General features: G+C 72.4%; 15 protein-coding genes. 9 read left to right on the top strand and 6 right to left on the bottom strand.

What is annotated here, in order from left to right:
- Window positions 1-69: 69 nt before the first annotated feature.
- From ADK64_RS03725 to ADK64_RS03715, 3 genes are all read right to left on the bottom strand, one after another.
- Window positions 70-696, bottom strand: coding sequence for a cytochrome b/b6 domain-containing protein (locus ADK64_RS03725; RefSeq protein WP_053654722.1), 627 nt, complete (start codon window positions 694-696; stop codon window positions 70-72).
- Window positions 680-1,408 (bottom strand): molybdopterin-dependent oxidoreductase, encoded by a 729-nt coding sequence (locus tag ADK64_RS03720; protein WP_053654720.1) that lies wholly within the window; start codon window positions 1,406-1,408, stop codon window positions 680-682. Before ADK64_RS03720 ends, ADK64_RS03725 begins: the two co-directional genes overlap by 17 nt.
- Before the next feature lie 130 nt (window positions 1,409-1,538).
- Window positions 1,539-2,531: a hypothetical protein gene (locus tag ADK64_RS03715; RefSeq protein WP_053654717.1), complete on the bottom strand. Its 993-nt coding sequence runs from the start codon at window positions 2,529-2,531 to the stop codon at window positions 1,539-1,541.
- Window positions 2,532-2,845: 314 nt separating this feature from the next.
- Between ADK64_RS03715 and ADK64_RS03710 the strand changes: the two genes are divergently transcribed.
- The 7 genes from ADK64_RS03710 to ADK64_RS03680 all read left to right on the top strand — a co-directional run bounded on the left by ADK64_RS03710 (window position 2,846) and on the right by ADK64_RS03680 (window position 7,905).
- Window positions 2,846-3,760, top strand: coding sequence for a DMT family transporter (locus ADK64_RS03710; RefSeq protein WP_199829474.1), 915 nt, complete (start codon window positions 2,846-2,848; stop codon window positions 3,758-3,760).
- Window positions 3,761-3,796: 36 nt separating this feature from the next.
- Window positions 3,797-4,312 carry an NUDIX hydrolase gene (locus ADK64_RS03705; RefSeq protein WP_053654715.1) on the top strand — a complete coding sequence of 172 codons (516 nt, stop codon included), beginning with the start codon at window positions 3,797-3,799 and terminating at the stop codon, window positions 4,310-4,312.
- Window positions 4,313-4,333: 21 nt separating this feature from the next.
- Window positions 4,334-4,726, top strand: a complete 393-nt coding sequence (locus tag ADK64_RS03700) for a YidH family protein (protein WP_053654713.1) — start codon at window positions 4,334-4,336, stop codon at window positions 4,724-4,726.
- A complete protein-coding gene (locus ADK64_RS03695; RefSeq protein ID WP_053654712.1) occupies window positions 4,714-5,037 on the top strand; it encodes a DUF202 domain-containing protein in 324 nt (107 codons plus the stop codon). Before ADK64_RS03700 ends, ADK64_RS03695 begins: the two co-directional genes overlap by 13 nt.
- 156 nt (window positions 5,038-5,193) lie before the next feature.
- Window positions 5,194-5,493 carry a hypothetical protein gene (locus ADK64_RS03690; RefSeq protein ID WP_053654710.1) on the top strand — a complete coding sequence of 100 codons (300 nt, stop codon included), beginning with the start codon at window positions 5,194-5,196 and terminating at the stop codon, window positions 5,491-5,493.
- Window positions 5,494-5,660: 167 nt separating this feature from the next.
- Window positions 5,661-6,683 carry a phosphotransferase family protein gene (locus ADK64_RS03685; RefSeq protein WP_053654708.1) on the top strand — a complete coding sequence of 341 codons (1,023 nt, stop codon included), beginning with the start codon at window positions 5,661-5,663 and terminating at the stop codon, window positions 6,681-6,683.
- A 7-nt stretch (window positions 6,684-6,690) separates the two neighbouring features.
- A complete protein-coding gene (locus ADK64_RS03680; protein ID WP_053654706.1) occupies window positions 6,691-7,905 on the top strand; it encodes an acyl-CoA dehydrogenase family protein in 1,215 nt (404 codons plus the stop codon).
- Between the two features lie 73 nt (window positions 7,906-7,978).
- Here the strand turns inward: ADK64_RS03680 and ADK64_RS03675 are convergent, their stop codons facing one another.
- The 3 genes from ADK64_RS03675 to ADK64_RS03665 are packed head-to-tail and all read right to left on the bottom strand — an operon-like array spanning window position 7,979 to window position 11,036.
- The gene (locus ADK64_RS03675; RefSeq protein WP_053654703.1) at window positions 7,979-8,572 is read right to left on the bottom strand and encodes a TetR/AcrR family transcriptional regulator; all 594 of its coding nucleotides are present in this window, start codon (window positions 8,570-8,572) and stop codon (window positions 7,979-7,981) included.
- Between the two features lie 26 nt (window positions 8,573-8,598).
- A complete protein-coding gene (locus ADK64_RS03670; RefSeq protein ID WP_053654701.1) occupies window positions 8,599-10,266 on the bottom strand; it encodes a class I adenylate-forming enzyme family protein in 1,668 nt (555 codons plus the stop codon).
- On the bottom strand, window positions 10,263-11,036 hold the full coding sequence (locus ADK64_RS03665; RefSeq protein WP_053654699.1) for an SDR family oxidoreductase: 774 nt from the start codon (window positions 11,034-11,036) through the stop codon (window positions 10,263-10,265). The genes ADK64_RS03670 and ADK64_RS03665 overlap by 4 nt, the downstream gene beginning before the upstream one ends.
- Before the next feature lie 166 nt (window positions 11,037-11,202).
- Between ADK64_RS03665 and ADK64_RS03660 the strand changes: the two genes are divergently transcribed.
- Together ADK64_RS03660 and ADK64_RS03655 are read left to right on the top strand one after the other, a co-directional pair.
- Complete coding sequence (locus tag ADK64_RS03660; RefSeq protein ID WP_053654697.1) at window positions 11,203-12,423, top strand: exo-beta-N-acetylmuramidase NamZ domain-containing protein; 1,221 nt, start codon at window positions 11,203-11,205, stop codon at window positions 12,421-12,423.
- 103 nt (window positions 12,424-12,526) lie between these two features.
- Complete coding sequence (locus tag ADK64_RS03655) at window positions 12,527-13,819, top strand: serine/threonine protein kinase (RefSeq protein ID WP_053654694.1); 1,293 nt, start codon at window positions 12,527-12,529, stop codon at window positions 13,817-13,819.
- Window positions 13,820-13,828: the final 9 nt, after the last annotated feature.

Genomic DNA, 13,828 nt, shown 5'->3' with positions numbered 1-13,828 from the left:
CGACGCCCTTCAGGGCGTCGGCCCGCCGATCCCGGGAAGGCGGGCCCGCGGGGGCCAACTCAATGGCTGTCAGCCACGCCAGAGTGGGTGTTCCCGCTTCGCCCACTCCCTGCTCACCGTCCCCGTGCGCAGCCCCTTTCGCGCCTCCGGATCGCCCAGAGCCATACCGACATGGCCCGCGAGGACCACGCCGATCGTCAGCGCCAGCCAGTCATGGACGAAGGTCGCCGAGGTGCGCCACATCAGCGGGGCGAGGTGGGTGAACCACATCAGCAGGCCGGTGCCGAGCATGACCAGCGTGGCGCCGGCGATCCAGGCGGCGTAGACCTTCTGGCCGGCGTTGAACTTGCCGGCCGGACGCGAGGAGCGGCGCTTGTCGCGGACCAGCGCGGCGCGCAGCCACATCCGGTCGTGCGGGCCGAAACGGTTGAGGAAGCGCAGGTCGGTGCGGAAGGCGCGGGAGGCGAGACCCAGCAGGACCGGGACGGGCAGAGCGACGCCCGCGCACTCGTGGATCCGGACGACCAGTTCGCGGCGGCCGACCAGGATGGCCAGCTGCGGGATGTAGAGGACGGCTGCCGTCAGCACGCACACGCCCATCAGCACGGCCGTGGTGCGGTGCACCCAGCGCTCGGCCCGGCTGAACCGGCGGATGCGGGCGGCCGGCGGGGCCGGGGTGTCAGCTCGTAGGGTCATCGGTCCGTCCGTTCGACTTGCCGACCCAGGCGTCGACGTCGTAGCCGAGGTGCTCCCAGTAGCCGGGTTCGACCCGGTCGGTGACCGTGATGCCGGAGAGCCACTTGGCGGACTTGTAGAAGTACATGGGGGCGACGTAGAGGCGGACCGGGCCGCCGTGGTCGTGGCCGATGTCCTTGTCCTGCATGCGCAGCGCGACCAGGACGTCCGGGCGGCGGGCCTGGTCGAGGGTGAGGCTCTCGGTGTAGGTGCCGTCGAAGCACGTGAAGCGCAGCGCCTTGGCGGAGGAGCGGACGCCGGCGAGGTCCAGGAGGCGGGAGAGGCGGACGCCCTCGAAGGGGGTGCCGGGCACCCGCCAGCCGGTGACGCACTGGACGTCCTTGACCAGCCGGGTCTGCGGCAGCGCGCGCAGGTCGGACAGGCTGTAGGTGCGCGGGTGGTCGACCAGGCCGTCGATCTTCAGCTGGTAGTCCGTGGCGTTCTTGTGCGGCACCGAGGCCGCGACGGAGTAGTAACGGAAGCCGCCGCCGTTGGGCAGCAGGCCGGTCAGGCCCGTGGGGTCCTGGCCGGCGATGCCGCCGAGGAAGCCCTCCATGCCGCGTTGCAGCGTGGGCGCGGCGACCACGCCGAGCGCGCCCAGGCCGAGGGTGCCGAGGAAGACGCGGCGGCCGATCGGCTTGCCGTGCTGCTCCTCGGATTGTTCAGAGTTCACGTATTCATTCGAACACTCGGGGCCGCACGGGGCCAGGGAATCGGGTCACCGGTCAGACTTCCGTAATCACTTCTTACGCGGATCCCGGAAAGCGGTACGGCCGTACGTACGGTCCGCGCGGCCCGGTTGTTCAGTGCCCCAGTGCGCGGGCGCGGGCCTGGCGGTAGGACGCGCGCGGGTCGCGGTGCGCGTAGGACCAGGGTGCCGGGGTGACGTGCCGGCCGATGCGCCGGAACAGGGCCGCCGCCTCGGCCGGGCGGCCGGCGCAGGACAGCGCGAACGCGAGGTGGTTGAGGTCGATGTGGCGCCGGGGGTGTTCGTCGTGCTCCCACTCCAGCCACCAGTCGAAGCAGGCGCTGAGGATCCGGCGGGCCCGGGGGCCGGACCAGTGTCCGGAGGCGGCCGGGTCGGCGGGGGCCAGTCCGGTGGCGGCGAGCACGCGGTAGCGCTCGGCGTACGCGACGACCGGCAGGACGGCGAGCGGGGAGTCGGCCGGGGCCTCGGCGGCGGCCAGCTCGGCCAGGTCGTACACCTCGTGGGCCTCGGCCCCCCGGCCGCCCGCGGGCCGTTCGGCGAGCCGGGCGAGGAGCAGGTGGTGGGCGTGGTGGTGCTCGGGGTGGCGGTGGCGCAGCTCGGCGAAGACGCCGAGCAGCTCGCGCTCCGGGCCGAGGGTGCGGGCGAGCTGGAGCAGGCCGAGCCAGGGGGTGGGGTCGGCGGGGGCGAGCGCGGCGGCCGCGGCGCAGGCCTCGCGGGCCCGGTCGGGGTCCTCCTCGCCGCACAGGGCGCGCTGCACCCGGGCGAGGGCGAACAGCGCGGCGGCGTCGGCGGAGCCGGGTTCGGCGAGCAGCCAGTCCTGGGCCCAGGCGACGGCACACGGCTCCTGGGCGAGCGCGGTGAGACGGTGGCCCCGGCGGTCCCAGTCGTCACCCGTGTGCAGCAAGAGGGCGCGGGCGGCCTGTCTGCGGCCCTGGGCCAGCGCGGCGCGGGCGGTGTGCAGTTCGGCGTCGTCCAGGGCGCCGTCCAGGGCGCCCGAGTCGTCCGGGTCCCAGTCGTCCGGGGCGGTGTCGCCGGACCGGTCCGTGGGGGCCCGGCCTGCGCCGAGCAGAGGGGGGAGAAGGGGCACCGCGGGACTTCCTGTTTCTCGGGCTGCCATCGACCGATCACGCACAGCAAACCCCCAGCCAAGGTTTGCGTCAAGCGGAACGCGAGTGTTGCCAGGTTCAACTTCCGCGGCTCCAGCGGAACTTGAGGAACTCCCGTGCAGGTGGGCGCGGCCGCGGGCGGGGTCTTTCGGCGGACCGCTGTGGCGTACGCCATGGCGCGGGGCGGCGGGGCCACGGAGCATGGCGAGTCGACCGCCCCGGTTGCGGGCACTTCCGGGTCACTGCCGCCCCGGGGACGCTACAGTCGGCCATTACACGCCCGTGGTCCGGCCGGATGATCGAGGTACGCAGCGTGTCCGTTCTGGTTCTCCTTCTCGCCGTGAGTGCCGCCTGCTGTCTGGGTTTCGGGTTCGTGCTCCAGCAGGACGCCGCACAGAAGGCACCGCTCGGCGACTTCCTGTCGTTCCGGCTGCTGCTCGACCTGGTGCGGGTGCCGCGCTGGCTGGGCGGGCTCGGCCTGATGGTGGCCGGCATGGTGCTCGGCGCGGTCGCGCTCGGCAAGGGCGAGATCTCCCTGGTGGAGCCGCTGCTGGCGACCAACCTGCTGTTCGCGCTCGCCCTCTCGCGGTACCGGACCGGACAGCAGCTGGGCCGCCAGGGCTGGGCGGGTCTGCTGCTGCTCGCGGGCGGGGTGAGCGCGTTCATCACGGCGGGCGAGCCGCACGCCGGTCACGCCGTCTCCGATCCACTGCGGCACTGGCTGATCATCGGCGCGATGGTCGGCGCGGCCCTGGTGCTCACGACGTACGGCAAGCGCTCCCGGCTGAGCTGGGGCCCGGTGCTGCTGGCCACCGCCGCGGGGCTGCTGTACGGCGTACAGGACGCGCTGACCCGGGTGAGCGGCATCCGGTTCTCCGAAGGCGGTCTCACCGAGCTGTTCACCGGCTGGCAGCCGTACGGCGTGCTGGTGTGCGGGGTCACCGGGCTGATCCTGGTGCAGAGCGCCTTCGAGACGGCCCCGCTGCGTATGTCGCTGCCCGCGCTCACGGCCGCCGAGCCGCTCGCCGGGATCCTGTGCGGGGTGGGCTTCCTCGGCGACCGGCTGCGCACCGACACCGGCGCGCTGGCCTGGGAGGCGGCCGGACTCGCGGCCGTGGTCGCGGGCATCGTGCTGCTCGGGCTGCACCCGGCGATGCCGTGCGGCCCGGCGGAGGCGGAGCCCCCGGCCCGCGACCTCGAACGCCGCTGAGCCGCCTGCTTGGATGGCCGCATGAACCCTGCCGACGTGAACCCCGCTGACGAGGTCCTCGACATCGTCGACGAGAGCGACCAGGTCGTCGCCCAGTCCCCGCGCGGCGAGGCGTACGCCCGCGGGCTGCGCCACCGCTGTGTGTTCATCGAGGCCCGGGACGCGGCCGGGCGGCTCTTCGTGCACCGGCGCACGGCCACCAAGCTGGTCTTCCCCGCGCTGTACGACCTGTTCGTCGGCGGGGTCGTCGGGGCGGGCGAGTCCTACGACGAGGCGGCACTGCGCGAGGCGGAGGAGGAACTGGGCGTCAGCGGGCTGCCGCGGCCGACGTTCCTCTTCAAGTTCCTGTACGACGACGGGGCCGGGAACAGCTGGTGGTCGGCGGTGTACGAGGTGCGCTGCGAGCTGCCCGTGCGCCCCCAGCCGGAGGAGGTCCAGTGGCACGGCTTCCTGTCCGGCGAGGAGGTCGAGCGGCGGCTCGGCGAGTGGGAGTGGGTGCCGGACGGGCGGGCGGCGTACGAGAGGCTGAGGGCGTTCCGTTCCGGCAGGTGAGGCGCCGGTAGGGTCGGCTGTGTGAGCGAATTCGTACGGAACATCCGGCTGTGGTTCGCGCCGGAACAGGTGCGGGACGAGGGTGCCACGCCCGACTACCGGTTCTCGCTGGCCAACGAGCGCACCTTCCTCGCCTGGCTGCGGACCGCGTTGGCGCTGATCGGCGGCGGATTCGCGGTGGACCAGTTCCTGCCGGACCTGCGCTGGGGATGGCGGGTCGGTCTGGCGCTCGCGCTGCTGGGCGCCGGTGTGCTGTGTTCCCTGCGCGCGGTGAACCACTGGGTACGCTGCGAGCGGGCGATGCGGCACGGCGAGGACCTGCCCGCGTCCCGGTTCCCGGCGCTGCTGAGCCTGGTCGTCGCGGTGGTGGCGGTCGCGATGGTGTTCGTGGTGCTGGTCGGATGGGCGGGGTGAGCACGGCCGGACGCGATCCGGGGCTGCAGCCGGAGCGCACCCGGCTGGCCTGGCGTCGTACGACCCTCTCGGCCGCCGTGGCCGCCGTACTCGCCGTGAAGACCGCCCTGCACGGTGGCGCCTCGGCCACCGGCGTCGCCGTGTGCGCCGCGTGCTGTCTGCTCTTCCTGGGCTTCCTGGGGGTGGCCCACCGCCGGATCCGGGCCCTCGCGGCCGGCCCGCGCCCGCCCGCGCTCGCTCCCCGCCAGGCGACGGCGGCGGCGGCGTACGCGGTGGCCCTGGTGGTGTGCGCCGCGGTCCTGGTCGCCTAGCCTTCGCGGCCCGCCGATCGCCCGCCCAGCCCGGCTTCCCCAGGTTCTCCCCGGCTCTCCCGGCTCTCCTTGCGCCACGCGAACGATATGCCCGGATATGCACCGACCGCGCGTAGCCTGTGCGTCGTCAACACCCCGCCCCCGAAGGTGAGCACGATGACCACCCTTCACCAGGAACACACCGAGCACGGCACGCACCGCCACGGTCCGGGCTGCGGGCACAACGCCGTGCCCCACGGCGACCACGTCGACTACGCGCACGACGGCCATCTGCACCGCGAGCACGCGGGCCACTGGGACGAGTGCGAGCCGGCGGGGCACACCCCGCACCAGGGCCATGAACACGTGCACCACGACGAGTGCGGACACGCACAGGTGCGACACGGCGACCACGTCGACTATCTGCACGACGGGCACCGGCACGCCGAGCACGAGGACCACTGGGACGACCACTGACCCCGCCAGACACAGGACCGACGGCTCCCCGGGCAGCACACCGGGGAGCCGTCGGCCTATCGTGGCCCCGGTCACGTTCGGGCCTCTGTCCGGCATGCGCACTGGACGACATACCGACCGGTCGGCATCATGAATGGGTCCTGTTCACCCGTTCGTAGGAGTGATGTATGACCGCCGACCACCCGCCCGGACTCGACCTGGACCGGCTGCGCGCCCTGCTCGACCGCGAGCACCCCGGTCTCGCGACCGGCCCCCTGACCGGCCGGCTGATCGAGGGCGGACGGTCGAACCTCACCTACGCGGTCTCCGACGGTGCCTCGAAGTGGGTCGTACGACGGCCCCCGCTCGGCCACGTCCTGGCCACCGCGCACGACATGAAGCGCGAGCACCGCGTGATCAGCGCCCTGCACCCGACCCGGGTGCCGGTCCCCCGCACGGTGCTGCTGTGCGAGGACGAGGAGGTGCTCGGGGCGCCGTTCTACGTCATGGAGTTCGTCGAGGGCACCCCGTACCGCACCGCCCAGCAGCTCGCCCCGCTCGGCCCGGAGCGCACCCGCAGCGCGGTGCTGTCCCTGGTGGACACGCTGGTCGAGCTGCACGCGGTGGACCCCGCCGAGGTGGGCCTCGCCGACTTCGGCCGTCCCGAGGGCTTCCTGGACCGGCAGCTGCGCCGCTGGGGCAAGCAGCTGGACGCCTCCCGCAACCGCGAGCTGGCCGGCATCGACGAGCTGCACGCGGCGCTCGGCCGATCCCTTCCCGTCTCCCCCGCCCCGGCCGTCGTCCACGGTGACTACCGCCTGGACAACGTCCTGATCGGCGACGACGACCGGATCGAGGCGATCCTCGACTGGGAGATGTCGACCCTGGGCGACCCGCTGACCGACCTGGGCCTGCTGGTGATGTACAGCCGGCCGCTGGAGCTGCCCGACTCCCCCATCTCGACGACCGCCACGGCCGCCGGGCATCCCTCCCCGCAGGAGCTGATCGAGCGGTACGCCGCGCGCTCGGGGCGCGACGTGTCCGCCGTCTCCTGGTACACGGCGTTCGCCTGGTTCAAGCTCGCCGTGATCCTGGAGGGCATCCACTACCGGTACACGCTGGGCCAGACGGTCGGGCGCGGCTTCGACCGGATCGGCGACCTCGTGCCCGTCTTCATCGACCACGGACTGACCACTCTTCAGGAAGGCTGATCCAGAAATGGACTTCGCGTTCGACGCACGCACCGAGGAGCTGCGCGCCAAGCTGCTCGCCTTCATGGACGAGTACGTCTACCCGGCCGAGGCGGTCGCCGAGGAGCAGCGGGCCGCGCTGGCCTCCCCCTGGGACACCCCCGCCGTCGTCGGGGAGCTGAAGGCCGAGGCCCAGAAGCAGGGCCTGTGGAACCTCTTCCTGCCCGACACGGAGTACGGCGCCGGGCTGACCAACCTCCAGTACGCTCCGCTCGCCGAGATCACGGGCCGCTCCCCGCATCTCGCGCCCACCGCGACGAACTGCGCCGCGCCCGACACGGGCAACATGGAGGTGCTGGCGCAGTTCGGCAACGAGCAGCAGAAGAAGCAGTGGCTGGAGCCGCTGCTGGCCGGTGAGATCCGCTCGGCGTTCGCGATGACCGAGCCGGAGGTGGCCTCCTCGGACGCCACGAACATCACCACGCACATCGAGCGGGACGGCGACGAGTACGTCGTCACGGGCCGCAAGTGGTACATCTCCGGGGCGATGAACCCCGACTGCAAGATCTTCATCGTGATGGGCAAGACGGACCCGGACGGCGCCGACATCCGCCGTCAGCAGTCGATGGTCCTGGTGCCGCGCGACACGCCGGGCGTGACCGTCAGGCGTGCGATGCGGGTCTTCGGCTACGAGGACCACTCCCACGGCGGCCACGCCGAGGTGGTCTTCGACCACGCGCGCGTGCCGGTGACGAACCTCGTCGGCGAGGAGGGCGGCGGCTTCGCCATCGCCCAGGCCCGGCTGGGGCCGGGCCGGATCCACCACTGCATGCGGCTGATCGGCATGGCCGAGCGGGCGATAGAGCTGATGTGCCGCCGGGCCGTCTCACGTACCGCCTTCGGCAAGGCACTGGCCCAGCAGGGAGTCGTCCAGAACTGGATCGCCGACGCCCGGGTCACCGTCGAGCAGCTGCGGCTGCTGGTGCTGAAGACGGCCTGGCTGATGGACACCGTCGGCAACAAGGGCGCGCACACGGAGATCCAGGCCATCAAGATCGCGACCCCGCGCGCGGTGGTCGGGATCCTCGACCGGGCCATCCAGCTGCACGGCGCGGGCGGCGTGAGCCAGGACTTCCCGCTGGCCGAGCTGTACGCGAGCGCCCGCACCCTGATGCTCGCCGACGGCCCCGACGAGGTGCACCAGCGGTCGCTGGCGCGGCGGGAGTTGAAGAAGTACCTGTAAGGCGACGCGGGCAGGGGGCGGTCGCCCAGGGCGACCGCCCCTTGCGCAGCTCGGCGGGCGGAGGCTGCGGAGGCTACGGACGCAGCGCCCGCAGCAGCAGGTCGGCGAGGTGGTCGGCGACCTGCTGTGGGGTGAGCGGGCCGTCGGGGCGGTACCAGGTGGACAGGTGGTGGACGGAGCCGAAGTGGTAGTCCACGACCAGGTCGGCCGGGGTCGCCGTGGAGAAGACGCCCTCCTTCTGGCCCTCCTCGATCAGCGCGCGGAACCGCTCGTGGTAGCGCCGGCGCTCGGCGCGGACCTGCTTGTTCTTCTCCGGGCTCAGATGGTGCATCGACCGGAAGAAGATCATCGCGTCGTCGAGGTTCTCGATCGTGGTGACGACCACGTCCGCCGCCGCGCCCCGCAGCCGCTGCTCGACCGGCGCGTCCATGCCCGCGAAGTGGTCGAGCCGCTCCATCTGGACGCGCAGCACGCGCGCGTACACCTCGTGCAGGAGGTCGTCCTTGGAGCCGAAGTAGTGGTACAGCGCGCCCTTGGTGACGCCTGCCGCCTCCACGATCTCCTGCACGGAGGTGCGGTCGTAGCCCCGCTCCGCGAAGAGCCGGGTGGCGGCGGCCAGCAGCCGCTGCGGGACGGGCGTCCCGTCCCCGTCCGTCGTCCTGGGCACTGCCGCCACCTGCCTTTCCGTGATGCTTAACCGTTGTCGTGCGCGCGGGAGCGCAGTTCCCGACGGAGGATCTTCCCACTCGCCGTCTTGGGCAAGTCGGGCAGGATCTCCACCTGGCGCGGGTACTTGTAGGCCGCAAGTCTCTCCTTGCAGTACACCGCGAGTTCATCCGGGTCCGTCTCGGCGCCCGGACGCAGGCTGATATAGGCCTTGACAGTCTCGCCACGATAGCCGTCGGGAACGCCGACGACGGCCGCCTCGCGCACCGCCGGGTGGGTGTACAGGACGTCCTCGACCTCCCGCGGCCACACCTTGAAGCCGGACGCGTTGATCATGTCCTTCTTCCGGTCGACGACATACAGCCAGCCCCGCTCGTCCATGAAGCCGATGTCGCCGGTGCGCAGCTCGCCGTCGGGGAAGGTCTCCGCGGTGGCGTCCGGGCGGTGCCAGTAGCCGGGGATCACCTGCGGACCCCGTACGACGATCTCGCCCTGCTCCCCGAACGGCACCTCCGCGCCCCGCTCGTCCACGATCCGCACGAGCGTGTCGGCGCCGGGCACCCCCACCGACAGTGTCCCGGAGACGGGGTCCACGGGGGCTTCCAGGCCGGGCGGGACGGCGGCGCACGGGCCGGAGCACTCGGTGAGGCCGTAGCCGACGCGGATGTAGGGCCCGAAGAGCCCGCGGAACTTCTCCACCAGGGCCGGCGGCACGGGCGCCCCACCGGAGGACAGGTTCACGAAGGAGGCGAAGTGTCCGGGGGTGGCGTCCGGGTGGGCGGCGAGCGCCATGTAGGCGGTGGACGGGCCGACCGTGTAGTGCGGGCGGTGCTCGGCGAACGCCTCCAGGACGAGCCCGGGCTCGAAGCGGTAGGCGAGCACCAGGGTGCCCGCGCTGTTCAGGCAGGCGCCGAACTGGCAGACCATGCCGGTGATGTGGAACAGCGGCGCGAGCGCGTAGTAGACGGGCGCCTCGGGCAGCGCGAGCCCGGTCCGCTGCCGCTCGGCGTTGTGCATGATGTTGCCGTGCGTGTTGGTGGCGCCCTTGGGCGTGCCGCTGGTGCCGGAGGTGTAGCTGATCAGGGCGATGTCACCGGGGCGCGCATCGCGGCCCGCCGGCGCCGCGGCGCCCTGCCGCGCGACGGCCACCAGGTCGTCGGCGTCACGGGGCGGGGACAGCCGCTCGAAACCGAGCACGCGCGCGTCGTTGCGCGTCTGGAAGTCCAGCTCGCACGCGGTGAGCACGATCCGCACCGGCGACCCGGCGGCCGTCTGGCGCAGATACGACTCCCAGGCGCGGTCGGAGCAGACCAGCGCGGTCACCTCGCCGTCCCGCAGGACGTGCCCCACCTCGCCCGACTTGTACATGGGGTTGACCGGGACGACGGTCGCGCCCGCCTTCCAGGCACCGAGGACGGCGAGCACGAAGTGCGGGGAGTTCTGGAGCAGCACGGCCACCCGGTCGCCGCGCTCCAGACCGCGCGCGGCCAGGTGGGCGGCGACGGAGTCGCTCAGCTCGTCCACCTCGCGGTAGCTCAGGCGGGCGTCGAAGTAGGCCAGGCAGGTGCGGTCGGGGGCCTCGGCGACGGCGGCGCGCAGGGCGTGCACCAGGGAGTCTGCGGGCTCGACCGGACCGCGCTGGACGTCGTCGAGCAGCGCCAGCCAGGGCCGGTCGGCGTACCGGACGGGGCTCACCGGGCCTCCTCCCACTTGCGCTGGAGGTGGTTCATCCCGCTCATCCAGCGATCCGGATCGGCGGCCCGCGCCCGGTAGTACTCGGCCACCTCGGGGTGCGGCAGGATCAGGAAGCGGTCCTCCTCGATGCCTCGGAACAGAGCGTCCGCGACGGCCGCCGGCTCGATCGCGGTCGGCTGGAGCACCAGGTTCCCGGCGCTGCCGGTCGCCGCCAGCATGTCCGTGCGCACGCCCTGCGGACAGATCGCGTGCACCCTCAGGCCCCGGTGACGGTACGTCAGCGACAGCCACTCGGCGAAGGCGTAGGCGCCGTGCTTGGTGACGCTGTAGGACGGGGCGCCGATCATGGTGAGCAGCCCGGCGGCCGACACGGTGGACACGAACCGCCCGCCACCGCGCTCCAGCCAGTCCGGCAGCAGCTCGTGGGCCGCCCGTACATGCGCCATGACGTTGACGTCCCAGGACACGGCCCACGACTTCTCGTCGAGCGGCCCGGCGGCACCGCCGTCCTCGAAGGCGACCCCGGCGTTCGCGCAGTAGACGTCGACGGTGCCGCCGAGTGCGTCCCGGGCGGCCCCGACGACGGCGGAGGCGTCACCGGGCACGGCGATTGCGCCGATCTCCCCGGCCACCGCCTTCGCCTTCTCGGCATCCAGATCGTTGACGACGACCCGCGCCCCTTCGGCGGCGAACCGCCGGGCCAGCGCGGCCCCGATCCCTCCGCCCGCCCCCGTGACGACCACTCCGGCATCCTGCACGGCTTCCACCATCGGTCTCCTTCGACACGACAAAGCGCGGCGCGCACCAGCTCTGACCGGCCCAGACTAACCGGTCGGTATGTGTGAGGGAAGGGCGACCGTCCCAACCTCTTAGGGGCGCGGGGAACCGCACGAGCAGCCCAGTACGGCCCGCACGTTCCAAGACCACGGAGGCCCCATGCACCTGTCCCGCCGGAACCTGATCGCATCGGCCGCACTCGCGGCCACCCCACGCGCACCCCGGCACCGCGAACAACTCCGCACCGGCTTCGAAAGACTCGCGGCCGACGGTTACTCCCTGCTGAAAGGCCGGCGCGTCGGAATCGTCACCAATCCCACCGGCATCACGAGAAACACCGATCACATCGTCGACGTGATGCACCAAGACCCCCGGGTGAAGCTGACGGCGGTCTTCGGCCCGGAACACGGCTTCAGGGGCACCGCGCAAGCGGGCGGCTCGCAGGGCCGGTACGACGACCCGGCGACGGGCCTGCCGGTCTACGACACGTACCTCAAGAGCGGCCAGACCCTCGCTGGCGTCTTCACCGCCGCCGGCGTCGACACGGTCGTCTTCGACATCCAGGACGTCGGCGCCCGCTTCTACACCTACATCTGGACGCTGTACGACTGCATGGAGGCGGCCCGGCTCGCCGGCACGCGGTTCGTCGTCCTGGACCGGCCCAATCCGGTGACCGGCCGCGAGGCCCGAGGTCCCGTCCTGCACAAGGAGTTCGCGAGCTTCGTCGGCCGGCAGCCGATCGCACAGGCGCACGGGATGACGGTCGCGGAGCTGGCGCGGCTGTTCAACGGGGAGTTCCTGAACAAGTCGGTCGCGCTGGACACCGTCCTGATGAGCGGGTGGCAGCGGTCGGACCCGTACGACGCCTCCGCACTGCCGTGGGTGCCGCCGAGCCCGAACATGCCGACCCCGGACACGGCCCTCGTCTACTCCGGCACCTGCATGTTCGAGGGCACCAACCTCTCGGAGGGCAGGGGCACGACCCGGCCCTTCGAACTGCTCGGCGCCGAGGGCATCGACGGCCGCTGGGCCGCCGCCGCGAACGAACTCGCGCTGCCCGGCGTGCGGTTCAGGGAGGCGTACTTCGCGCCCACCTTCTCCAAGTTCGAGGGCAGGACGGTCGGCGGGGTACAGATCCACGTGACGGACCGGGCCGCCTACGACCCCGTACGCACCGGGATCGCGCTGCTGGTGACCGCGAAGAAGGTCTGGAACGGCTTCGCGTGGCGCTCCGACCACTGGATCGACAACCTCACCGGTTCGGCCCGGGTGCGCACGATGATCGACGCGAGGGCGAGCACCGACGAGGTCACCGGCGCCTGGCAGGACGAGCTGGCCGCGTTCCGGCGGACTCGGAAGGAATATCTCCTCTACACATGAGGCGCGACGTATGGCCAACGTTGCCCCGGCGCAGGACGATGTGTCCGCAACACATCGTTACGCATCGTTACGCATCGCTTCCGGGGGGACGAGGGAGCCTGGCATGGCCGATCCTGGGATGAGCGTGACTCCCTACTGGGAGCTGACCTTCGACGCCGACGGGGACGTGGACGGCCCCGAACGCGATCAGCTGGTGGCGCAGGTCACGGCACACGGCGTCCGTGACCTGATCGTCTTCGCACACGGCTGGAACGACGACCGTTCGGGCGCGACCGCGCTGTACCGCCGTTTCTTCGCCCCGATCCCGGGGCTAGCCCCACGGGCCCGCATCGGGTACGTCGGCGTGATCTGGCCGTCGATGCGGTTCAGCGACGAGCCGATCCCGAACTTCCCGAAGTCGACGGCGGCCGCGCCGGCCCAGTCCGCGGCGCTGGACGCGGACACCCGGCGGGCGCTGGTGGCGGTCTTCCCGGACCGGGCGGCCCTGATCGGCCGACTGGCCCGCATGCTGGACGAACGGCCCGGCGGCGCCCAGGGGCTGACGGAGTTCGGCGCACTGGTGCGGCAGCTGATCGACGGGGAGCGACGGCCCGGCGTGGCCGACACGGAGGAGGAGGGCGAGCCGGGCGTGTTCACCGAGGACCCGGCGACCGCGTGCGAGGAGTTCGCCGAGGCGCTCGCGGCGGTGCGGTCCGCCGGCGCGGCCCCCGGGTTCAGCATCCCGAACCCCTGGGACGGCGCCAAGGAGCTGCTGCGGCAGGCGACGTACTACACGATGAAGCGGCGTGGCGGGACGATCGGAGAGCACGGACTCGGGCCGGTGATCGAGCGGTTGGCCGCGGCGGCGCCCGGGGTGCGGGTGCATCTGACGGGGCACAGCTTCGGCGGGCGGCTGGTGTCGTTCGCACTGCGCGGACTGCCCGACGGGGTGCGTACGGTGAAGTCGCTGACGCTGCTGCAGGGGGCCTTCTCACACTACGCGTTCGCGGAACGGCTACCGCAGGCACCGGACAAGGCGGGGGCGTTGAAGGACCGCCAGCGGCGCATCGACGGGCCGCTGGTGTGCTGTTACTCGCACTTCGACCAGGCCCTCGGCACGTTCTATCCGCTGGCCTCGCGGCTGTCCGGGGACGACCGTTCCGCTGTGGGCAGCGAGATCGCGGCCGTGCTGGGGCCGGAGTGGGGTGCCTTGGGGCACGACGGGGTGCAGGCGGTGCCGGGGGCGGCGCGGCTGGATCTCGCGGCGGCCCTGAACGGGTCGCTGCCCACGTCCGGGTGCGTGAGCGTCGACGCGGCCGCGGTCGTCTGCCACGGCGGGCCGCCGGCGGGGGCGCACAGCGACATCGTGCACCCCGAACTGGCCCGTGTGGTCCTGGCGGCGGGCCGTATCAGCTGAGCCGACCCG

Source organism: Streptomyces sp. MMG1121 (assembly GCF_001280015.1).
Classification (GTDB): Bacteria; Actinomycetota; Actinomycetes; order Streptomycetales; family Streptomycetaceae; genus Streptomyces.
The sequence above is the reverse complement of the archived record's forward strand: the minus strand, read 5'-3'. Positions and strand labels throughout refer to the sequence as shown.

What these genes read in the sequence shown, in the direction of transcription:
- ADK64_RS03655 (WP_053654694.1), top strand. Translation starts at nt 12,527, where the DNA reads ATGGCCGATCCTGGGATGAGCGTGACTCCCTACTGGGAGCTGACCTTC.
- ADK64_RS03680 (WP_053654706.1), top strand. Translation starts at nt 6,691, where the DNA reads ATGGACTTCGCGTTCGACGCACGCACCGAGGAGCTGCGCGCCAAGCTG.
- ADK64_RS03725 (WP_053654722.1), bottom strand. Translation starts at nt 696, where the DNA reads ATGACCCTACGAGCTGACACCCCGGCCCCGCCGGCCGCCCGCATCCGC.
- ADK64_RS03685 (WP_053654708.1), top strand. Translation starts at nt 5,661, where the DNA reads ATGACCGCCGACCACCCGCCCGGACTCGACCTGGACCGGCTGCGCGCC.
- ADK64_RS03695 (WP_053654712.1), top strand. Translation starts at nt 4,714, where the DNA reads ATGGGCGGGGTGAGCACGGCCGGACGCGATCCGGGGCTGCAGCCGGAG.
- ADK64_RS03710 (WP_199829474.1), top strand. Translation starts at nt 2,846, where the DNA reads ATGATCGAGGTACGCAGCGTGTCCGTTCTGGTTCTCCTTCTCGCCGTG.
- ADK64_RS03660 (WP_053654697.1), top strand. Translation starts at nt 11,203, where the DNA reads ATGCACCTGTCCCGCCGGAACCTGATCGCATCGGCCGCACTCGCGGCC.
- ADK64_RS03665 (WP_053654699.1), bottom strand. Translation starts at nt 11,036, where the DNA reads ATGGTGGAAGCCGTGCAGGATGCCGGAGTGGTCGTCACGGGGGCGGGC.
- ADK64_RS03690 (WP_053654710.1), top strand. Translation starts at nt 5,194, where the DNA reads ATGACCACCCTTCACCAGGAACACACCGAGCACGGCACGCACCGCCAC.